Origin of the sequence: Paracoccus sp. N5 (assembly GCF_000371965.1) — a bacterium.
Taxonomy (GTDB): Bacteria; Pseudomonadota; Alphaproteobacteria; order Rhodobacterales; family Rhodobacteraceae; genus Paracoccus.
In genome coordinates this window covers 550,927-571,316 of record NZ_AQUO01000001.1, presented here as the reverse complement: position 1 = coordinate 571,316, position 20,390 = coordinate 550,927, and the positions used below count along the sequence as shown (strand labels likewise).

The 20,390-nt window shown below is 66.7% G+C and carries 23 protein-coding genes; 12 read left to right on the top strand and 11 right to left on the bottom strand.

The annotated features are described in order from the left end of the window. Positions 1-59: 59 nt before the first annotated feature. A complete protein-coding gene (locus PARN5_RS0102895) occupies positions 60-239 on the bottom strand; it encodes a DUF3553 domain-containing protein (RefSeq protein ID WP_017998295.1) in 180 nt (59 codons plus the stop codon). A 40-nt stretch (positions 240-279) separates the two neighbouring features. Between PARN5_RS0102895 and PARN5_RS0102890 the strand changes: the two genes are divergently transcribed. Next, positions 280-936 (top strand): histidine phosphotransferase family protein, encoded by a 657-nt coding sequence (locus tag PARN5_RS0102890; protein WP_017998294.1) that lies wholly within the window; start codon positions 280-282, stop codon positions 934-936. Here the strand turns inward: PARN5_RS0102890 and PARN5_RS22790 are convergent. After that, entirely contained in the window at positions 933-1,865 is a 933-nt protein-coding gene (locus tag PARN5_RS22790) for a hypothetical protein (protein WP_017998293.1), read from the bottom strand. The two genes, PARN5_RS0102890 and PARN5_RS22790, sit on opposite strands and share 4 nt — an antisense overlap. Next, on the bottom strand, positions 1,865-3,136 hold the full coding sequence (locus tag PARN5_RS0102880; RefSeq protein WP_017998292.1) for a glutamate-5-semialdehyde dehydrogenase: 1,272 nt from the start codon (positions 3,134-3,136) through the stop codon (positions 1,865-1,867). Before PARN5_RS0102880 ends, PARN5_RS22790 begins: the two co-directional genes overlap by 1 nt. A gap of 130 nt (positions 3,137-3,266) precedes the next feature. Here PARN5_RS0102880 and PARN5_RS21495 point away from each other — a divergent pair, with 130 nt between their 5' ends. From PARN5_RS21495 to PARN5_RS21475, 10 genes are all read left to right on the top strand, one after another. Continuing rightward, positions 3,267-3,518 (top strand): hypothetical protein, encoded by a 252-nt coding sequence (locus PARN5_RS21495; protein WP_017998291.1) that lies wholly within the window; start codon positions 3,267-3,269, stop codon positions 3,516-3,518. Beyond that, positions 3,515-4,480 carry a hypothetical protein gene (locus tag PARN5_RS0102870; protein WP_017998290.1) on the top strand — a complete coding sequence of 322 codons (966 nt, stop codon included), beginning with the start codon at positions 3,515-3,517 and terminating at the stop codon, positions 4,478-4,480. The genes PARN5_RS21495 and PARN5_RS0102870 overlap by 4 nt, the downstream gene beginning before the upstream one ends. After that, on the top strand, positions 4,480-4,995 hold the full coding sequence (locus tag PARN5_RS0102865; RefSeq protein WP_017998289.1) for a hypothetical protein: 516 nt from the start codon (positions 4,480-4,482) through the stop codon (positions 4,993-4,995). Before PARN5_RS0102870 ends, PARN5_RS0102865 begins: the two co-directional genes overlap by 1 nt. 292 nt (positions 4,996-5,287) lie before the next feature. Further along, positions 5,288-5,602 carry a head-tail connector protein gene (locus PARN5_RS22785; protein WP_017998288.1) on the top strand — a complete coding sequence of 105 codons (315 nt, stop codon included), beginning with the start codon at positions 5,288-5,290 and terminating at the stop codon, positions 5,600-5,602. Between the two features lie 354 nt (positions 5,603-5,956). Next, complete coding sequence (locus PARN5_RS0102855) at positions 5,957-7,564, top strand: terminase TerL endonuclease subunit (RefSeq protein WP_017998287.1); 1,608 nt, start codon at positions 5,957-5,959, stop codon at positions 7,562-7,564. A gap of 91 nt (positions 7,565-7,655) precedes the next feature. Then, complete coding sequence (locus PARN5_RS0102850; RefSeq protein ID WP_017998286.1) at positions 7,656-8,900, top strand: phage major capsid protein; 1,245 nt, start codon at positions 7,656-7,658, stop codon at positions 8,898-8,900. A gap of 1 nt (position 8,901) precedes the next feature. Then, positions 8,902-9,414, top strand: coding sequence for an HK97 family phage prohead protease (locus tag PARN5_RS0102845; RefSeq protein WP_017998285.1), 513 nt, complete (start codon positions 8,902-8,904; stop codon positions 9,412-9,414). Then, complete coding sequence (locus PARN5_RS0102840) at positions 9,411-10,616, top strand: phage portal protein (RefSeq protein ID WP_017998284.1); 1,206 nt, start codon at positions 9,411-9,413, stop codon at positions 10,614-10,616. The genes PARN5_RS0102845 and PARN5_RS0102840 overlap by 4 nt, the downstream gene beginning before the upstream one ends. Positions 10,617-10,629: 13 nt before the next feature. Continuing rightward, positions 10,630-11,142: a hypothetical protein gene (locus tag PARN5_RS0102835; protein ID WP_036744678.1), complete on the top strand. Its 513-nt coding sequence runs from the start codon at positions 10,630-10,632 to the stop codon at positions 11,140-11,142. A 269-nt stretch (positions 11,143-11,411) separates the two neighbouring features. Beyond that, positions 11,412-11,756: a head-tail adaptor protein gene (locus tag PARN5_RS21475; RefSeq protein WP_017998282.1), complete on the top strand. Its 345-nt coding sequence runs from the start codon at positions 11,412-11,414 to the stop codon at positions 11,754-11,756. Here PARN5_RS21475 and PARN5_RS23175 read toward each other — a convergent pair. From PARN5_RS23175 to lysM, 3 genes are all read right to left on the bottom strand, one after another. After that, positions 11,675-12,456 (bottom strand): IS5 family transposase gene (locus PARN5_RS23175; RefSeq protein ID WP_085999836.1). Its coding sequence is split into 2 segments (ribosomal slippage): positions 11,675-12,114 and positions 12,114-12,456, totalling 783 coding nucleotides; the frame shifts between segments, so codons are not numbered across the junction. The genes PARN5_RS21475 and PARN5_RS23175 overlap by 82 nt on opposite strands. Before the next feature lie 79 nt (positions 12,457-12,535). Next, positions 12,536-14,422: an acyl-CoA synthetase gene (locus tag PARN5_RS0102825; RefSeq protein WP_017998281.1), complete on the bottom strand. Its 1,887-nt coding sequence runs from the start codon at positions 14,420-14,422 to the stop codon at positions 12,536-12,538. 130 nt (positions 14,423-14,552) lie between these two features. Further along, positions 14,553-15,062, bottom strand: a complete 510-nt coding sequence (gene lysM, locus PARN5_RS0102820) for a peptidoglycan-binding protein LysM (protein WP_017998280.1) — start codon at positions 15,060-15,062, stop codon at positions 14,553-14,555. Between the two features lie 134 nt (positions 15,063-15,196). On the opposite strand from lysM, the gene PARN5_RS0102815 reads away from it, so the two are divergent. Further along, positions 15,197-15,739 (top strand): CAP domain-containing protein, encoded by a 543-nt coding sequence (locus tag PARN5_RS0102815; protein ID WP_232419290.1) that lies wholly within the window; start codon positions 15,197-15,199, stop codon positions 15,737-15,739. 24 nt (positions 15,740-15,763) lie between these two features. Here the strand turns inward: PARN5_RS0102815 and PARN5_RS0102810 are convergent, their stop codons facing one another. Genes PARN5_RS0102810 through tsaD form a run of 5 tightly spaced genes read right to left on the bottom strand, consistent with a single transcriptional unit; the run spans position 15,764 to position 20,329 of the window. Next, positions 15,764-17,572 (bottom strand): ABC transporter transmembrane domain-containing protein, encoded by a 1,809-nt coding sequence (locus PARN5_RS0102810; protein WP_017998279.1) that lies wholly within the window; start codon positions 17,570-17,572, stop codon positions 15,764-15,766. Positions 17,573-17,629: 57 nt separating this feature from the next. Then, entirely contained in the window at positions 17,630-18,055 is a 426-nt protein-coding gene (locus tag PARN5_RS0102805; protein WP_017998278.1) for an EVE domain-containing protein, read from the bottom strand. After that, entirely contained in the window at positions 18,055-18,327 is a 273-nt protein-coding gene (locus PARN5_RS0102800; RefSeq protein WP_026155130.1) for a YciI family protein, read from the bottom strand. The genes PARN5_RS0102805 and PARN5_RS0102800 overlap by 1 nt, the downstream gene beginning before the upstream one ends. Further along, positions 18,327-19,268: an NAD(P)H-dependent glycerol-3-phosphate dehydrogenase gene (locus PARN5_RS0102795; protein ID WP_017998276.1), complete on the bottom strand. Its 942-nt coding sequence runs from the start codon at positions 19,266-19,268 to the stop codon at positions 18,327-18,329. The genes PARN5_RS0102800 and PARN5_RS0102795 overlap by 1 nt, the downstream gene beginning before the upstream one ends. After that, the gene (gene tsaD / locus PARN5_RS0102790; RefSeq protein ID WP_017998275.1) at positions 19,265-20,329 is read right to left on the bottom strand and encodes a tRNA (adenosine(37)-N6)-threonylcarbamoyltransferase complex transferase subunit TsaD; all 1,065 of its coding nucleotides are present in this window, start codon (positions 20,327-20,329) and stop codon (positions 19,265-19,267) included. Before tsaD ends, PARN5_RS0102795 begins: the two co-directional genes overlap by 4 nt. Between the last annotated feature and the right edge of the window lie 61 nt (positions 20,330-20,390).

Here is a 20,390-nt window from a genome sequence, read left to right as displayed (position 1 = left end):
CACCAAGGGCGCCAAGACCGATTGACTCGCCCAAAAGTTGAATTACTCTGCCCGATGCGTCAGAAAGGATCGCCTGTGACCAGTTCAAGACTGACATGTCTGCCGTCGACCACCTGCTTTCCGGCATGGGTGAAATTGACGGTGATGCGATCCCCGATGCGCGACTGGACCTGGCCGGTGCCCCATTCCGGCGCGCCCGGGTGGCGCACGATCATGCCCGGCTCCAGGATCTCATTCATCTCACGCCCTTTCCTTCGGCGCTTTGCAGGCTAATTCCTCATGGACGATCTGACAATCCATCGCGACCCCCGGCTGCCCTTCGGAACCGAGCCAGAGCGGCTGGCGGCGCTGGTCAGCTCGCGACTGTGCCACGATCTCGTCTCGCCGCTTGGCGCCATCGGCAACGGGTTGGAGCTGCTGGACCTGTCGGGCGAGTTTCCCGGCATCGCCCGCAGCCCCGAGATGCAGCTGATCGCCGAAAGCGTCGAGGCGGCGCGGGCGCGGATCCGCTGGTTCCGCGTCGCCTTCGGCCATGCCTCGGCCGACCAGCGGCTGAGCCTTCCCGAGCTCTCGGCGCTGCTGGCCGATGTCGAGAAGGGCGGCCGCGTCAAGCTGCGGCTCGAGGCCGAGGGCGACCTGCCGCGGGCCGAGGCGCGGATGATCCTCTTGGCGCTGATGTGCTTGGAAACCGCCTTGCCCTGGGGCGGGCGGGTCCTGGTCTGCCGCGGCGCCTCGGGCTGGCGGCTGGTGGCGGAATCCAGCCGCACCAAGCCCGACCCGGCGCTGTGGTCCTGGCTCGACCCGGACGCGACCCGGGCCCGGCCCGAGCCGGCCTCTTCCGAGGTGCATTTCCTGCTGCTGGCCGGCTTCGCCCGCGCCGCCGGGCGGCGGCTGAGCTGGGAGCTGGACGAGAGCGGCGGCGAGATCGCGTTCTAGGCGGTGTCGAGCGCGCGCGTGAGCCGGCGCAGCAGGCGGGGCGGCAGATCAGGCTCTTCGGCCAGCCGCGCGGCAAGCAGGGCCTCGGCGCGTCCATCGCCCTGTTCCAAGAGCAAAAGCGCCGCCTCGATGGCCGGCCCGGGCGGGGCCTCGGCGGCCAGCGCGCGCAACTCTTGCACGGCGCGCCGCGGGTGGCGGGGCAGGGCAGCCTCGGCCAGGCGCAGCCGATAGGCGGGGCTGCCGCGCCGCGCCGCGCGATGCAGCTCGCGGATGGCCTGCGGGTCGACGCGGTCCCGAACCAGCATCTCGGCGACCTGGCCGGTGCCGCCGGCAATCACCCCGGTCGCCGGATGGCCGCCATGCGGCAGCGCCACGACGGTCAGCCCGGGAAAACCCGCCCGGACCAGCGTCGCATGGGCACGGTCGGCGGCGATGGAGGGATCATAGAGCAGCAGCCCGCCGATGCCGGTGTCGCCCTGCGCTTCCGGCCGCGGCATGGGCCGGCCGATGCGGGCGAATTTTTCGTGCCGTCCGGGATCGAAGGGCGCGACCGCCGGGTCGATCGAATATTGCGGCGAGACCGCCATCACCCGCCGCGCCCGGCAGGCGGCGGAATAAAGCAGCGCCGCATAGCCGCCCATCGAAAAGCCGGTGGCGGTGACCTCGGTATAGGCTTCGGTGGCAAGGGACAGCGCCTCGGCCAGCGCGGCGCTTTGCGGCGACAGGAACCAATCGCGCCGCGCGGTCTGCACCACCAGCGCGTCGATGCCCAGCCGCCGGGCAAAGCGCGGGCAAGACGGTGGGGTGAAGCCACGCATCGCCTGGTCGCGGCCGTGTTCGAAGGTGACGACGGCCCGCCGGCCCTCGCCCGCGCCGCGATAGAGCGTGATGCGATGGCGCCTGTCCTGGTGCAGCCTTTCGGGCCGCATCAGGGCCGGATGGTCCCGTCTCCGGTGACCAGATACTTGAAGCTGGTCAGTTGCTCGGCGCCGACCGGGCCGCGGGCGTGCATCTTGCCGGTGGCGATGCCGATCTCGCCGCCCATGCCGAACTCGCCGCCATCGGCAAACTGGGTCGAGGCGTTGCGCATCAGGATGGCGCTGTCGAGGCCCTTGAAGAAGCGTTCGGCGGTGGCGTCATTCTCGGTCAGGATCGATTCGGTATGGCCCGAGCCGTAGCGGCGGATATGCGCGATCGCCTCCTCGACGCCATCGACCAGCCTGACGGCGATGATCCTGTCCAGGAACTCCTGCCCGAAATCCGAGGGCTCGGCCGGCACCGTGCCGGGGATCCTGGCCAATTCGCCCTCGGCCCGCACCTCGACGCCCGCATCCAGCAGGTCCTGCACCAGCACTGCGCCGTGCTTCGTGTAGAACTGCCAGTCGATCAGCAGGCATTCGGCGGCACCGCAGATGCCGGTGCGCCGGGTCTTGGCGTTCAGCACCACGCGGCGCGCCTTCTTCAGATCGGCGTCGCGGTCGGCATAGACGTGGCAGATGCCTTCCAGATGGGCAAAGACCGGCACGCGGGCCTCCCTCTGCACCAGCCCGACCAGGCCCTTGCCGCCGCGCGGCACGATCACGTCGATGAACTCCTGCGCCCGCAGCATGGCGGCCACCGCCTCGCGGTCGCGGGTCGGCACCATCTGGATCGCCGCCTCGGGCAGCCCGGCCTGCTTCAGCCCCGCCACCAGCGCCTCATGGATGGCGGTCGAGCTTTCCAGGCTTTCCGAGCCGCCGCGCAGGATCACCGCATTGCCGGCCTTCAGCGCCAGCGCCGCGGCATCGGCGGTGACATTGGGCCGGCTTTCGTAGATCACGCCGATGACGCCCAAGGGCGTGGCCACGCGCCGGATGTTGAGCCCGTTCGGCCGGTCCCATTCCGCCAGCACCTTGCCCACCGGATCCGCCTGGGCCGCGACCGAGCGCAGCCCCTCGGCCATGGCGCGGATGCGCGCCGGGTCCAGCTTCAGCCGGTCGAGCATGGCCGGGCTCAGGCCCTTTTCCTCGGCATGGTGCATGTCGAGGACATTGGCGTCGAGGATCGCATCCTCGGCCTTGCGGATCGCCTCGGCGGCACCGATCAGCGCGGCATGTTTGCGCTCGGCCGTGGTCTCGGCCAGCACGGCCGCGGCCTCGCGCGCCTTGCGGCCCATCTCGGCAATCAGCGCATCGGCCTCGGAAGTGGTCAGGTCTTTCATGGCGGCATTCCCTTGCATCGGCCCGAGATAGGACGCTGCGCCACGGATTTCCAGAAGAAAGGGAAGGTGCAGGATTTCATCGGAAACAGGTCATCCGCTTGAGGCGGAAGCGAAACTGTTTTCCAAGGACTTGCGCGAAAAGCAGGGGCAAAGCCAGAACACCGGACCCAGCTGTAAAACGCTGACGCTGGCCGATCACCTGGCCGCGCGCAAAGGCGGCTGGTTCCATATCGAGCGGATCGACGGGCGCACGGTCGTCACGGTTCATCGCCCCGGCGCCCCGACGGAAGTCATCTTCTGCCTGTCGCCGGGCCACGCAAATCAGGTGCGGCAGGCGCTCACCGACGCTGGCTTGGCCGGGCTGGTGGAGGGCTCGTTATGAGCGTGGTTTCCATTTCTGCGGCAAGCCGTAATTCCTTCTCGGATGAAATTGCGGCAAGCCGTAAAACGCGACCGCGCGGCTACATCGACGACTATCGGCCGCAGGCCAGCACCCGGAAGCTGCTGGATCAGGTCGAAGCGGTCCTGAACGAATATCGGCAGTATTGGCCGCTGACCTGCCGCCAGATCTTCTATCGGCTGGTCGGCGCGCACGGCTATGACAAGACGGAAGCGGCCTATGGGCGGCTGTGTCATCACCTTGCAAATGCCCGGCGCGCACGTTGGATTCCGTTCCATGCCATCCGCGACGACGGCGTCACCACATGGAGCTTGGACCATTTCGATGACCGGGACGCGTTCATGCGGCACATTCGGGAATTGGGCCAGTCCTATACCCGGAACAAGCTGACCGGGCAGAGCTATCACATAGAAGTCTGGTGCGAGGCCGCAGGGATGCTGCCGCAGCTCTACAGCGTTGCCGAGCCCTATTCGGTGCCGGTCTACTCGTCGGGGGGCTTCGACAGCCTGACAGCCAAGAAGCGGCTGTCGGCGCGTATCTGCGACATTGGGAAGCCCGCCATCATCCTGCATCTTGGCGACTACGACCCGAGCGGCGTTTCCATCTTCGACAGCGTGGCCGAGGATGTCGAGGCTTTCGTCATGGCTGACAGACCTCATGGTTATGTCGACGTGACCTTCGAGCGTGTCGCGCTGACCGGGGAACAGGTGCAGGCATACAGCCTGCCGACCGCACCACCGAAGGCCACCGACAGCCGTTCCAGGGGCTGGGAGGGCGGGACATGCCAACTAGAGGCGCTGCCGCCCGACGTCATTGCATCAATCCTCGACAAAGCCATCGACCGGCGTTTCGACTATGACCAGCTTGCCGTGGACCGGGGCGAAGAAGAGGACGAACGGCAGGCTATCCAGCGGCTCTTGCTGCCTTCGCCGGGGAGGTCGTAATGGGACGCGACAGGAAGGCCGAAAAGCGGGGCGAGCACTTCGCCCCCATGATCCGCACGACGATGGACACGCCCGCGTGGCGCGCGCTGTCGTCGGCTGCGCAGGCGCTGTATCCTTGGCTCAGGCTGGAATGGCATGGGCCGAAATTCAACAATAACGGCAGGCTTCAATTCTCGGTCCGGCAGGCGGCACTGGCCATGGGCGTCACCAAGGACACGGCAAACAAGGCTTTTATCGACCTGCAACGGAAGGGCTTTGTCGTCGTCACGCAGGAGGCGCGGCTGGGCGTCGGCGGGGCTGCGCGGTCATCGTCTTATGAATTGACCGAGGTCGCGCTGGTTGGCGAGACGGAAGGCCGCAAGCTCTACCGCCAATGGGAAGACGGTAAAGACTTCGCCGTGCGCAAGGTCATGGCGAACAACCCGAGCGGCACCAATGGAAAAACGAAACCCTGTCATAAAAATCAGGACGACACTGTCATAAATTTTAGGACGAAGCCGAAGGGCACGTCATAATTCCTATGACAGCACGTCATAAAAACTAGGACGAACAGCACCATTCAGACCCGTTGTTCGTCATAACTTCTATGACATCCTTAATATACCACCTACCTACTGTTTTCTTGCGCAGCCTCTACCGGCGTTTTCCGGCTCGAAATGACGGCGAAAACATGGCGAGGTCATCGGCGGTCGTCGTCAGCATCAGCGCCATCGCGGGACGTAATACGACAATGTTGCTGACCTAAACGGCGTCTGGTATATTCATCCTGCCCGCTGTGAAGCGCGCCTAGCCCATGGATGGACCCCGATGCCCTTGCCTTCTCTTGGCGACCTCAAGCTGTTCGCGCGTGTCGATTTCGACGACGAGGACTTCACGCTTGCCACGCTGCTGAATGCGGCATCCGAGTATGTCCAAACCGCAACCGGGCAGGACTACACCGAGGACGCACCCGAGCGGGCTTGCGTGGCCATCATCGCGCTTGCGACCCATTGGTATCAGAACAGGGAACTGACCAGCGGCGGCGACCGCGTTGTCCCGTTCCATGTGCGCAGTCTCATTCATCAGCTGCGGGACTGGAAAGACCCCGAGGTCGCGGAAGCCGAGGACATCGACGAGTCGTGACCCGGTTCTATGACACAAGCCGGTGGCAGAAGTGCAGGCGGACGAAGCTGTCGCGCGATCCCATCTGTCAGGCATGTGACAAGCGACCGGCCGAGCATGTCGACCATATCGTCCCGGTGAAGCGTGGCGGGCTGGTGTGGAGCCCGTCCAACTGGATGTCGGTTTGCCAACCCTGTCACAATCAAAAGACCCATGCGGAACGGCAGGGCAAGGCATGGGTGCTGCCCAAGCATCGGGGCTGCGACGCCGACGGGCTGCCGCTCGACCCGGACCACCCATGGCACCCGGGGGGCGTTCAATCACTGGCATCTGGGCCGTCACACCCGCGTCCCCCATCGGAAAAGGATTAGTTGCATGGGTTTGCGTGGTCCTGGGGCAAAAAAACGCAAGGGCGTCGAGCCTGCGCCCAAGCGTCGCCTGCCTTGGAACAGGCGCGGGCTGTCCCGTGTCGACCGCGTCCTGGCGTTCATGGAATTCCTGCCGATCACCAAGGGCATCTTGGCCGGGAGGAAGATGAAGCTGCTGCCGAACCAGCGCGAATTCATCGAGGCGATTTATGGCAATGTCGACGACGACGGCAGGCGGGTCATCAGGACCGCCATCAAGTCGGAGCCGCGTGGGAACGGCAAGACCGGGCTCATTGCCGGGCTGTGCTTGTGCCACCTGATCGGCCCCGAGGCGGAACAGCGGGGCGAGATCTATTCGGCGGCGGTCGACAAGAAGCAGGCGTCGCTGCTGTTCAATGAGATGTCCGCGATCATCGAGGCGGTTCCCGAATTCGACGAGCGGTGCAACATCCAGCGGTTTCACAAGATTATCGAGGTGCTGGACGGCGACGGCAAAGGCTCGACCTATGAGGCGCTTTCGGCTGATGTGCGGCGCGGTCACGGTCTGGCCCCGTCGCTGTGGGTCTATGACGAATATGCGCAGGTCCGCACCGACGAACTCTTCGACAACCTGCAAACGGCTCAGGGCAAACGCAAGGAGTCGCTGGGCATCGTCATCTCGACGCAGGCGGCGACCGATCAGCACCCGCTGTCGATCCTGATCGACGACGCGAAGAAGGGCGAAGATCCGACGGTGTATCTGCAAATGACGGCGGCGCCCGAGGATGCGGACCCCTTCGACGAATTTCTCTGGCAGGCCGTAAATCCTGCATGGGGCATCTTCCTCGACGAGAAGGAATTCCGCAGTCAGGCCGAGCGGGCCAAGCGGGCGCCGTCGTTTCTGCCGCGCTTCATGAACCTGCGGCTGAACATGCGCGTGGAGTCGGAAGCCCGATTCCTGGCGGCGACAGACTGGCGGGCCTGCGCGGCGGACATCGACATCGAGGCATTGAAAGGGCGGCGCTGTTATCTGGGGCTCGACCTGTCTTCGACCGTCGACCTGACGGCGCTGGCGGCGTTCTTCCCCGATACTGGCGATCTGCTGGCTTGGTTCTGGAAGCCGAAGGACGGGCTCGACGAGGCCGAGCGCATGGACCATGTGCCCTATAAGACCTGGGTGCGGCAGGGCTTCATTGAGGCGACGCCGGGCCGGGCCATCGACAAGGGTTTCGTCGTCTGCCGTCTGGCCGAGATTGCGGCGCTGTATGACGTGCAGGGCGTGGCGTTCGACCGCTGGGGCATGAAGGAGGTCGAACGGATCATGGCCGACGAGGGCGTCAAGCTGCCTATGGAAGCATGGGGGCAGGGCTTTCAGGACATGGCCCCGGCGCTGGATGCTGTCGAGAAGCTGGTGCTGCAAGGCGAACTCCGGCACCCGAATAATCCGGTGCTGACCATGTGCGTCGCCAATGCCATCGCCACCATGAATCCGGCAGGCGGTCGCAAGCTGGACAAGGCCAAGGCGACCGGGCGCATCGACGGATTGCAGGCGGCAGCAATGGCTATTGGGCTGGCCGCGCGGACCCCGGCGCCGAAGCGTTCAGTCTATGCGCAACGCGGTGTATTTGTGGCGTGAAAACGGTTGATAGGTCAGTTACACTGACGTATTATTGAACCGTTCGAACAGGCCCGTCGTGAGACGCGCCATGCCCTTAGAAGGACACGACATGAAGCTTCATGAACTGCAAGAGCAGCGCAGTCAGGCGGTCGCGGAAATGCGTCGTCTGGCTGACGCTGTTGAAACCCGTGGCGATGATTACACCGCCGACGAGGAAAAGCGTCACGCTGACCTCAAGAAAGACATTACCAGCCTTGATGCGAAGATCCAGCGCGCCAAGGATATTGCCGAGATGGAGCGCAGCGCGCCTGCTGTCGTCTCGGGCCGTGGCGATGGGGTCTATGAAGACCGCGCCCGCGAATTCAGCCTGACCACCGCCATCCGCGCCGCAATGGGCGAGCGTGTCGACGACGGCCGGGAGCGGGAACTGTCGGCTGAACTGCAACGCCGGTCGGGCCGCGCCTTCACCGGCATCGCGGTCCCCGACGAGGTTTTCCTCGAAAAGCGCACCCTGCTGACCTCTGGCGCCGCCGCCGATCTGGTCCCGAACGTGCATCGCGGCGACCTGTTCATCGACATGCGCCGCAGCGCCATCATGACCGCCCGCTTGGGCGCGACCGTGCTGGACGGGCTGGTCGGCACCATCGACATTCCCAAGCAGACGGCATCGTCGGCAGCGCAATGGCTGGCCGAGGATGCGGCGCTGACCGAGACGGACGCCAATTTCACCGATGTGAACCTGTCGCCCAAGACCGTCGGCGCCCTGACCAGCTATTCGCGCCGGACCATGATTAACGCGGTCCCGGCTGTCGAGCAGCTGGTGCGCCGCGATCTGGCTGCGGTCGTGGCCCGTGCCATCGACTACCAGGCGATCTTCGGCACCGGCGCCGGCAACACCCCGGTGGGCGTGGTGAACGCGACCGGCGTGGCTTCCTCGACGCTGGCGACGCCCAGCTGGTCGGAAGTGCTGGCGATGATTGCCGACATCCAGAACGAGGATGCAGACATCGGTTCCCTGAATTGGGCGATGAACCCGGCCGCTGTCGCCACCCTGCGCGGCACGAACAAGGTTGCTGCATCTGCTGAGCATGGCTTCCTGATGACCGAGCCGGGCAGTCTGGCCGGTTATGGCGTCGGCACGTCCACCGCGATGACCGACGGGACCGTCATCTTCGGCGCATGGTCGCAACTGCTGATCGGCCGCTGGTCGGGGCTGGATCTTCTGGTCAACCCGTATGGCGATAGCGCCTATGCGCGGGGCCGGGTGCAGGTCCGGGCGATGCAGGACGTCGATGTCGCCGTCCGCCATGGCGAAAGCTTCGCGGTCGCAACCGATCTGGGCGCGGGCAGCTGAGATGGAGCGCCGGGCGTCGATTGAACTTCGGGCTGCTGGTCGGAAGCTGGAAGGCTATGCCGCCGTCTTCGGTCAGGACACCCGCATCAGGGACTTCACGGAAGTCATCATCCCCGGCGCGTTCAAGGCCACGCTGGCAGAGGGCAGGGACATCCTTGCCCTTGCCGACCATGACCAGCGTGCTGTTCTGGCCCGCACCCGCTCAGGGACGCTGCGGCTGGCCGAGGACACGCGCGGTCTGCACTTCGAGCTGGACGTGCCGAATACCAGCATCGGCCGCGACATCCTCGAACTGGCGGAACGTGGCGACGTGGGCGGCGCATCCTTCGGCTTCACGGTCAAGGATGAACGCTGGCACGACACGCGCCGCGAGCTTCGTAGCATCAACCTTCACGAAATCAGCATTGTCTCGGCGTTCCCTGCCTACGACGGGACAATAGTGCAGGCGAGGCGGCGACTGGCCGCGTCTGGCAAATTGGTCGCCGCCCGCCGCTTTCTGGATACCTGCCTATGAGCATTATCGACCGCATCTTCGGCCGGAAGCCCGAGACCCGCGCATCGTCCTGGGACTTGCTGGCGACCATGGGCTTGCCATCGCTGGCCGGGGGCTACATCGCGCCCGCCGTCATCGAGGGCAATGCCGCTGCCTTCAATGCGATCACGGTCATCTCTGAGGCCGTGGCGGCGCTGCCGGTCAGCGTCTACCGCACCGAGGGCGAGGGCGTCCGCAAGGCCGAGACATCGCACCCCGTGGCCCGGCTGTTCAAGAGCCCGAACGATTTGCAGACTGCGACGGAAATGGTCGCCATGATGCAGGCGAACTGCCTCATTCACGGCGCCGCCTACGCCGAGATCGAGCGTGACGGCAATGGGCGTCCCGTGGCGCTGTGGCCGATCCATCCGGGGCAGATCACCATCGAGCGTATCCCCGGCACCCGCCGCATCCGCTATCAGGTCAGCGACGAGGTCGGCACCAGGCGCCTGCTGCCCGACGAGGTTTTCACGATCCGCGACCGCTGGGACGATCCCTTCACGCCCCGGTCACGGCTGGACCGTTGCCGCGAGGCGCTGGGCGGCGCGGTGGCGACCGAACGCTTCGCGCAATCCATCTGGCGCAACGGCGCCCGCCTCAGCGGCTTTGTGAAGCATCCCGAGCAGATCGGCCCTGACGCTGCCCGCACCCTGCGCGACAGCCTGAATGCGCTGTATGGCGGTGCAGAGAACGCGGGCAAGATCGGTGTTCTGGAAGAGGGCAGCGATTGGGTGCCGGTATCCTCGACCGCCCACGATGCTGAACTTTCGGAAGCCCGTCGGCTGGCGGTGCTGGAAGTTGCCCGGATCTTCAACGTCCCGCCGCCGCTGCTGCAAGAACTGTCGGGGGCGAACTATTCGAACGTCGTCGAACTGCGCCGCCAATTCGCGGCCGGGACCGTGCAGCCGTGGCTGGTGCGCTGGGAAGAGGCCATCATGCGCGACCTTTTCAGCGATGCCGGGCGCCGCAGCCATGAGGTCGAATTCGACACCGATCTTCTTGTCCGGGCTGACTTTCTGACCCGCCTGCAAGGCTATCGGATCGGCCGGGAAACAGGGCTTTACAGTGCCAATGACCTGCGCCGCTTCGAGCATCTGAACCTGCGTTCCGATCCTGATGCCGACGTCTTCCTCAGTCCCATGAACATGCAGTCCGAACAGAAGGCCGCACCCAAAGAGGAATAAGCCCGTGTTGCAGATGCCCGCCCATCTCATCAACCGGAAAGAGCGGCGGGCACGGGATGCTCGACGCGGGCGTCTTGGTGAGGGGCGCTATAACCTGTTGGTCCGCGAACTGGCCCGCGTCATCCGCATGGCGTTCGAGGCTGGCGACACCGGCAGCCTCTTCGGCTTGGAAGGCCCCCTTCGCGCTGGCATCCGGTCTGACCTGTGTCGGCAGGGCTGGGGCTGGCTGACCGCCGATCTTTGTGCCCGTGACCTGCTGGACGACGCTTTCCGCGTGGTGCGAGCCGTGCGGCCGACATGGGACCAGGGTCAGCCGGAATGGACCATCGAGGCCGGGACGCTGATCGAGCGGACGCATTGTGTCAGGTGCCGAAAGCCTTTGCCGGAAGGATATTTCCGGTTTTGCAGCGCCCTATGTCGAGGCGCGCATCACAAGATGGTCACAGCGATCCGTGAGGCAAACGAGGCGGATGCTTATGACAAGGTCGTCAATTTTGGCGGTGGAGTCGGCGGCTATGAACATTGACCTGAATGATTATTGCCGGTTCTGCGGCGGCGTCATACCGGTGACGAAGATGATAAACATCCGCAAGTATTGCAGCCCAAAATGTTGCGGTGCGGATGAATACCGGCTTAGGCGGGCGGCGGCGCTGGAAGCCCGTGCCGGTCGGGGCTGTGACTGGTGTCGTAAGCCGATCCCGCCCGAGGTTCACGGGCTGGTGCGATATTGCACCCCGCGATGTGCGGCACTGATGGAAAACCGACGGAAACGCGAGCGACGCAAGAGGAAGTCAGATGCAGGCCAGTGACCTGAAAAGCCGGGCGCGGTTTTATGAGCCCTACGAGGCCGTCGACGAGGACGGGCAGGTCGTGCAGGACTGCCTGTTGCGCTTCGCCTGCGCGGCGCATGTCCGCTATCTGCGCGGGTCTGAGGCGGTGATGCAGGCCCGGCTACAGTCTAAGGCCCCGGCCGTCGTCACCATCCGCGACAGCGCCGATGCCCGGCAGGTGACATCCGAATGGCGCGTCCATGTCGACGGCCGGATGTTCGAACTAGGTCATGTTGACAAATGGCGGAGCCAGAGCCTGATGCAGGCGACGTCGACGAAGCCAAGGAAGCTTTCGGCGGTTTTGTCGTAGCGGGTTGCAAGGCGGCGGCTATTTTTCAGCTTGTTGAAGCAGCGCTCGACCATGTTGCGCAGGGTGTAGATGGTCATGTCGACAGCCTTGCGCACCCTTCGGTTCCTTCGCATCGGTATCATGGGCAGGGCGTTGCGGCTCTCGATGTCTTCCCGAATTTTATCAGAGTCATAGCCCCTGTCGGCGACCAGAACTGCTGGTTGCGGCAGGTTGTCGGCCATCACCATATCATAGCCGGTGTAGTCGGAATCCTGCCCCGGCGTGATCTCGGTCCTCATCGGGAGGCCTGCGCCGTTGACGCGGAGATGGATCTTGGTCGAGAAGCCGCCTCTCGAACGGCCAAGAGCCTCTTTCGGAGTCCCCCTTTTGCGCCCGCCGCATGATGATGGGCGCGGATCACAGTGCTATCAACCATCTGGAGCTTGTCTGGCGCGATCCCAGCGTGGTTCAGCGCATCCAGGATATCCTCCCACAGTCCCGCCAAAGTCCAGCGGCGGAACTGACGGTAGACCGAGGACCACTTGCCAAACTCTTCGGGCAGATCGCGCCATGGCGCACCAGTCCTTGCGATCCAGAATATACCATTCAGAACAAGACGATGGTCCGCAGGTTTCCGCCCGTTAGGGTGCCGGACGGCACGAATGAAGCCCTCGAAGAAGGTCCACTCATCGTCGGATATCAGGTTGCGTGCCAAGTTCATCTCCCACGTAGAGATGAGCTTGAATCATAGGACGACTGCCAGAGGAATCCCTTTTGTCAACACGACCTAGAAAGATTCCTCACCCCCATTCCCAAGGCCGGGTGAATTGCCCCAGGCAATCCGACAGCGCCTTTTCGTCCACCGTGCCCTTGCGCTTCAGCCTTGCCACCAGCCCGCGCTTCTTGTCCTCGACCACCTCGGCCACCGTGACCGGCAGCCCGGCCTCGGCCATGGCCTCGTCATAAACGCGCTTGATCGCCAGCTTGCGCAGGTCGGGCTTGAAGATCTTGCCCACCGCCGTCTTCGGCAACTCGGGCAGCACCTCGATATATTTCGGCACCGCCGCGCGTTCGGGAATGTGCTCGCGGGCATGCTCCATCAGCGCCTCGACCGAGACCTCGGCGCCCGCGACCAGCTCGACATAGGCGCAGGGCAGTTCGCCCGCGAAGGCGTCGGGCTGGCCGATGGCGCCGGCGAAGGCGACGGCCGGATGCGACAGCAGCGCATCCTCGATCATCGCCGGGTCGATGTTGTGGCCGCCGCGGATGACCAGGTCCTTGGCCCGGCCGGTGATCCACAGATAGCCGTCCGCGTCCAGCCGGCCCAGGTCGCCGGTGCGCAGGAAGCGGTCCTCGGCGAAAAGGTCGTGGTTCTTGTCGGCCTCGGTATAGGTCGAGCCCTCGTAGACGCCGGGGTTGGCGACGCAGATCTCGCCGATCTCGTCCACGGCGCATTCCTGGAAGGTGCCGTCGACGCGGCGCAGGATGCGGACATGGGTATAGGGCAGCGGGATGCCGACCGAGCCGACCTTCTTCAGCCCGTCCACCGGGTTCACCGACACCAGGCAGGTCGCTTCGGTCAGGCCGTAGCCCTCGGCGATCTCGACGCCGGTGGCCGAGCGGAAGCGGTTGTAAAGCTCCATCGGCAGCGGCGCCGAGCCCGAGATCGCCGTGCGCAGCGAGGAGACATCCGCATCGACCGGCCGCTGCATCAGCGCGGCGATGGCGGTCGGGACGGTGATCAGGAAGGTGGCCTGCCAGCGCTCGATCAGCTTCCAGAAATTGTCGAAGACGCCCTCGCCGCGATAGCCGGCGGGGGTCGGCATGACCAGCTGCGCCCCCGACATCAGGCAGGACATCAGGATCGGGTAGGCGGCGAAGACGTGGAACATCGGCAGCGGGCACATCAGCACGTCGCGTTCGTTGAACAGCAATTCGGCGCCCAGCCAGCCGTTGTAGATCATGCCCGACAGCTTGTGCTGCGCCACTTTGGGCGTGCCGGTGGTGCCGCCGGTGTGGAAATAGGCGGCGACGCGGTCTTCGGGCGCCGGGTCGAACAGCAGCCGGTCGTGGCGCTGGGCGCTGGCGGCGGCCTCGAAATCCAGCACCCGGGCGTGGTGGCGGGTCGGCACCTTGGGCCGCATCAGCGGCACCAGCAGGCGCTTCACCCCGGTCAGGTAGCCGCGCAGGTCGACCTCGAGCACGGTCTGGACGCCGGGGGCCTGCGACACGGCCGCCGCGGCCTTTTGCGCGATATCGGTCTTCGGGAAACTCTTCAGCGTCACCAGAACCTTGGCGCCGGTTTCGCGCAGGATGGCCGCAATCTGCTCGGGGTCGAGAAGCGGGTTGATCGGGTTCACAATGCCGGCGGTGGCGCCCGCCAGCAGCACGATCGGCGCCTCGAGGCAGTTCGGCAGCAGATAGGCCACGACATCGCGCGGGCCGATGCCCAGGCTGTGGAACAGGTTCGCAGTCTCGGTCACCCGCTCGTGCAGGTCGGACCAGGTCAGGCTGCGCGCCGGCGCCCTGGGGTCCGAGAAAAGCTGGAAGCTGATCGCCGGGCGCTGGGGATGGCGGTCGCGGGTCAGCGTCAGGGCCTGATGGATCGTCGCGGGCAGCTGCCGCTGCGCATAGGGCATTTCCGCCTCGACCGCGTTGCGGTCTGCGACGTTCGCGAACCTGACCATTGAATCCTCCCAGAAATTCCCTCCGGGGCGCGCCTTGGCCCCGCCTTGGAAAGAATGGTCCGAAAAGCGGCGCCGGGGCAAGTCGGGCCTTGCCCGCGGCGCGTGGAAACGCAGCGTCAGAGACGCCGCGTCAGGCCTGCGGAATGCGCAGCGTCTGGCCGGGATAGATCTTGTCCGGGTCGGTCAGCATCGGCTTGTTGGCCTCGAAGATTTCCTGGTAACGGCCGGCCTTGCCAAGATATTTCTGCGCAATGGCGGAAAGCGTCTCGCCCTTTTGCACGGTATGGAACACGGGCTTGGCGCCGGCGGGCGCGGGGGTTTCGGTGCTGGCGCCCTCCAGCTCGACATGGGCGATGCCCTTGATGTTGCCGACGGCGAGGATCAGCTTTTCCAGCGTTTCCTGGTCGCGGGCCTGGCCCGAGATCACCACGGTATCGCCGCGCAGCTTCAGGTGGACATCCTTGCCGGTCAGGCCAAGCGTCTTCAGCTCGGCCTTGAGCGCGGCGACCTTACGGTCGGTGTCGCTTTCCGCGGCCTGCGCCGCGGGCTGCCCTGCCGGTTGTGCCGGAGCCTCTTTCGCCTCGGCCTCGCTGCCGAACAGCGATTTTCCGGCGTCCTTCACGAAATCCCAAATGGCCATGACCACTCCTTTGGCTCGGATTGCATCACAACGGCAACGATCCGCGCAAGCGGCGGTTCCATACAATTTTCAGCAATCGGAAGTTGTGAAACTGAACCGTCCTTCCTATTTTCCCCATGAAACAAGGGGTTCTCATGCTGAACAAATTGGCCAAATCATTGGTTTTCATGGCCTTAATGGGCCTGCTCGCCTCGCCGGCCCTGGCCGAGATCCAGGTGCGAGTCTCGACCAAATCCGTCGCCTTCAACCTGGCGCGGCAGGGCGCGGTTTCCTGCTACCAGACGTCGGTGCGCGAAAACAAGGCAGCCACCGCCGCCACCAATGCCACGCGCCAGGCGCGTGGGCTGGCGCCGCTGCGCGCCAATGCCGAGCTGGCCGAGGTCGCCGCCCGCCATGCCTGCGACATGGCCCGGCGCGGGGTGATGTCCCATAGCGGCAGCAGCACGAAGGGGCCGATGCAGCGGCTGAAGAAGGAAGGCTATCGGCCCAGCATCGCGGCCGAGAACATCGCCGCCGGCCCCTTCACGCAAGAGCGGGTGCTGCAGGAATGGAGCCGCTCCAGCGGGCATCTGGCGAATATCCTGATCCCGCAGGTCCGCCATTACGGCATCGGCAAGGCCGTCGGCAGCGACGGCAAGACGGTGTTCTGGGCGGCAGTCTACAGCGCGCCGCGCTGAACCGGCGCTGCCGCCAGGGGGCGCTCAGCCCTGCGGCGGCAGCGGGGGCGGCTCTTCGGCGCCTTCGGTGAATTGCAGCCGCGCCAGCCGGGCGTAAAGCCCGCCCTGCGCGACCAGCGTGTCGTGCCGGCCCTGCGCCACGATCCGGCCATGGTCGAAGACGACGATGCGGTCAGCCTTCTTCACCGTCGCCAGCCGGTGCGCGATGATGATCGTGGTGCGGGTGCGCGCCAGTTCATCCACCGCCTGCTGCACCAGCCGTTCGGATTCGGCGTCGAGCGCGCTGGTCGCCTCGTCCAGAAGCAGGATGGGCGCGTCGCGCAGGATGGCGCGGGCGATGGCGATGCGCTGCTTCTGCCCGCCGGACAGCATCACCCCGCGCTCGCCGACATAACTGTCATATCCGTCGGGCAGGAGCGCCAGGAATTCGTCGGCATGGGCGGCGCGGGCGGCGGCCTCGACCTCGGCGTCGCTGGCCTCGGGACGGCCGAAGCGGATGTTCTCGCGCGCGGTGGCGGCAAAGATCACCGGGTCCTGCGGCACCAGCGCGATGGCCTGGCGGAAATCGGCGCGCGCCATGTCGCGCAGGTCGATGCCGTCGATGCTGACCGTGCCGGCGTCGGGATCCCAGAAGCGCAGCAGCAGCTGGATCACCGTGGTCTTGCCGGCGCCCGAGGGACCGACCAGCGCCACCGTCTCGCCCGGCGCAATGTCGAGCGTGATGCCCTCGAGCGCCGAGCGGTCCGGGCGCGAGGGGTAGTGGAAGGTCACGTCGTCAAAGCCGATGGCGCCCTTGACCGGACGGGGCAGGGCCACCGGCGCGACGGGATCGGTCAGGCTGTCCTGGGCGGTCAGCAGCTCGGTCAGCCGCTCGGTCGCGCCGGCGGCGCGCTGCAATTCGCCCCAGATTTCCGACAGCGCGCCGACGGCGCCGGCGACCATCACCGCGTAGATGACGAATTGCACCAGCTGGCCCACGGTCATCACGTCCGTCCGCACGTCGCGCGCGCCGATCCACAGCACGCCCAGCACACCCGAGAAGATCAGGAAGATCACGATCACCGTCATCACCGTGCGGGTCCGCACCCGGTCCAGCGCCGAGACATAGGAGCGTTCGGTCACCTCGTCGAAGCGCGCCCGGGTCGGGCCTTCGTGGGTGAAGGCCTGCACCGTCTGGGCCGAGAGCAGGCTTTCCGAGGCCGCGCCCGAGGACAGCGCGATCCAGTCCTGGTTCTCGCGCGAGAGCTTGCGCAGCCGCCGGCCCAGCACGACGATCGGCACCACCACCAGCGGCACCAGAAGCAGGACCAGCCCCGAGAGCTTGGGCGAGGTCCAGACCAGAAGCGCCATGCCGCCGACCAGGATCATGAAATTGCGCAGCGCGATCGAGACCGAGGAGCCGATCACCGACTGGATCAGCGTGGTGTCGGTGGTGATGCGGCTGATGATCTCGCCGGTCAGCACGCGCTCGTAGAAGGCCGGGCTCATGGCGATGACGCGGTCGAACACCGCCTTGCGGATGTCGGCCACGACGCGCTCGCCCAGCCGGGTGACGAAGTAATAGCGCAGCCCGGTCCCCAGCGCGAGCAGCCCGACGATGGCCAGCGCCGCGCCGAAATACTGGTCCAGCAGATGCGCGCCGGCGTCGAAGCCATCGACCACGCGGCGCACCGCCAGCGGCAGGACCAGGCTGATCCCGGCCGTCGCCACCAGCGCCAGCACCGCCACTGCCAGGAGACCGCGATAGGGCCGGATGAAGGGCCAGAGCGCGCCGAGCGCGCCGATGCGTTTCGTGGTCGGACGGTCCACGATGACTTTCGGTCCGCGTGCCATGTCACCCCTCCTGGGCTTTTGCGCCTTGGTGCGTTGCGGGATTGCCGGACGGGCCGGTCACAGCGGCTGCGGGCCGCCCGCCAGCTCCAGGATCACGTCCCATTCCGCATCAGAGACCGGCTGCACCGACAGCCGCGAATTGTTGACCAGGATCATGTCCTTCAGCCGCGGCTCGGCCTTGGCCTCGTCCAGCGTCACCGGCCGCCGGACGCGGGCCACCGCCTTCACGTCCACGCATTCCCATTTCGGGTCGTCGGCGGTCGAGTCGGGATGGGCCAGCGCCACCACCTCGCAGATGCCCACGACCTCCTTGCCGATGTTCGAGTGATAGAAGAAGCCGCGCTCGCCCAGCTTCATGGCGCGCATGTTGTTGCGGGCCTGGTAGTTGCGCACGCCGTCCCATTGCTCGCCCCGCTCGCCCCTGGCGATCAGGTCGTCGAAGCTGAAGACGTCGGGCTCGGACTTGAACAGCCAATGCGCCATCAGCCGATCACCTTGCGCCATTCCACCACCTCGACCGCGCCGAAGACGCCGGCCTCGGCATAGGGGTCGTGCGCGGCCCAGTCGCGCACCTCGTCGAGGCTTTCGCCCTCGACCACGACCAGCGAGCCGCAGGGCTGGCCGTTCTCGATGAAGGGGCCGGCCAGTTGCACACCGGGGCGCTGGCCCAGCCAGTCCAGGTGCTGCGGGCGCACGGCAAGGCGGGTTTCCAGCATGCCAGGGGCATCGCGGCAGATCAGGGCGAACAGGGGCATCATTCCTCCTTCAGCGGGCGGTTCAGCAAGATATCCAGCGCATGTTCCATGGCGACGCGGCCCTCGGCAAGCCCCGCGACCAGTTGCGAGACCGGCAGCTCGACCCCCAGCTTCGGGGCCAGGGCGGCGACGGCGCGGGCGGTGGCGGCGCCCTCGACCGTGGTGCCGGCGGCGAAATCGCGGCCCGCCCCCAGCGCCAGGCCATAGCGGAAATTGCGCGACTGTTCCGAGGTGCAGGTCAGCACCAGATCGCCCAGACCCGAGAGGCCGGCCAGCGTTTCCGGCCGCGCGCCAAGAGCCGCGGCCAGCCGCGTCATCTCGGCAAAGCCGCGTGTCACCACGCTGGCGCGGGCGCTGTCGCCATAGCCCGCGCCGATGGCGGCGCCGGCGGCGATGGCGATGACGTTCTTCAGCGCCCCGCCCAGCTCGGCGCCGGTGACATCGGTGGTGCGATAGAGCCGCAGCGCGCCGGTGGAAAGCTGGCGTTGCAGCGCCTCGGCCGCGCCCGGGTCGGCGCAGGCGAGCGTCAGCGCGGTCGGCAGGCCGCGGGCGATGTCGGCGGCGAAGCTGGGCCCGGTCAGCACCGCGACGGTGGCCCGCGGACAGGCCGCCGCGATCAGCGCCGAGGGGCCGGTCAGGGTGGCGAGGTCGATGCCCTTGGCGCAGCTGACCAGGCGGCGGCCGTCGAGGCGCGGCGCCTCGGCGGCCAGGAAGCCGCCCAGCACCTGCGCGGGCAGGGCCAGCAGCACGGTTTCGGCGGTGCAATCCGCCAGCCGGTCGGTCAGGCGCAGGCTGTCGGGCAGGGCGATTCCGGGCAGGCGCGGGTTCTCGCGCGCGCTCCAGGCCACGTCGCGGCCCCAGAGCGTGACCGGCCCCTTGGCGGCCAGCACCACCGCCAGCGCCGTGCCGAAGGCGCCCGCGCCGATCACCGCGACGCTCATGCCTTGGCCCCCCGCTTGCCGGCGCCGAGCATCGGCGCGGCGGCCCGGTCCAGCGGCCAGCGCGGCCTTGCGGCCAGCTCCATGCCGTCGCGCTGGCCGGCGTCATGCGCCTCGATCCCCGCCCAGGCGATCATCGCGGCATTGTCGGTGCAAAGCCGCAGCGGCGGGGCCAGGAAGCGCGCGCCCGCCTCTGCCGCCACGGCCTGCAATGCCGCCCGCAGGGTCTGGTTCGCGGCAACGCCGCCTGCCACTGCCAGCACCGGCGCGGGCGAGACCGCCAGCGCCCGGCGGGTCTTTTCGGCCAGCACATCGGCCACGGCGGCTTGAAAGCCGGCGCAGATGTCGGCGCGGTCCTGTTCGTGCAACCCGCCTTGCGCCGCGACCAGGGTGTCGCGCTGGCGCAGCACGGCGGTCTTCAGCCCCGAGAAGCTGAGGTCGCAGCCGGGCCGGTCCAGCAGCGGCCGCGGAAAGGCAAAGCGGCGCGGGTCGCCCTGGGTGGCGGCGGCCTCGACCGCCGGGCCGCCCGGCTGCGGCAGGCCCAGGAGCTTCGCCACCTTGTCGAAAGCCTCGCCCGGGGCGTCGTCGATGGTGCCGCCGAGCCGGGTGAAATCCTGCGGCCCGTCCACGCACAGGAACTGGCAATGCCCGCCCGAGACCAGCAGCATGAGGTAAGGATAGGCGATGCCGTCGGTCAGCCGCGGCGTCAGCGCATGGCCGGCAAGGTGGTTCACCCCGATCAGCGGCAGGCCCGAACCCGCCGCCAGCCCCTTGGCCAGCATCACCCCGGCAAGCACGCCGCCGATCAGCCCCGGCCCGGCGGTGACGGCGATGCCGTCCAGCTGGTCGAGCCGCAGCCCGGCCTGCGCCAGCGCCTGTTCGACGCAGCCGTCCAGCTTTTCGGCATGGGCGCGGGCGGCGATCTCGGGCACCACGCCGCCGAAATCGGCATGAAGCGCCGTCTGGCCGGCGACCACCGAGGCCAGGATGGTGCGGTCGTCGCGCACCACGGCGGCGGCGGTGTCGTCGCAGCTGCTTTCGATGCCGAGAAAGATCCGTGCCATGCTTGTCCTTGTTCCTGCGCCGCCCGGGGCATAGGCAAGGGGGGACGTAACATCTTGCCCG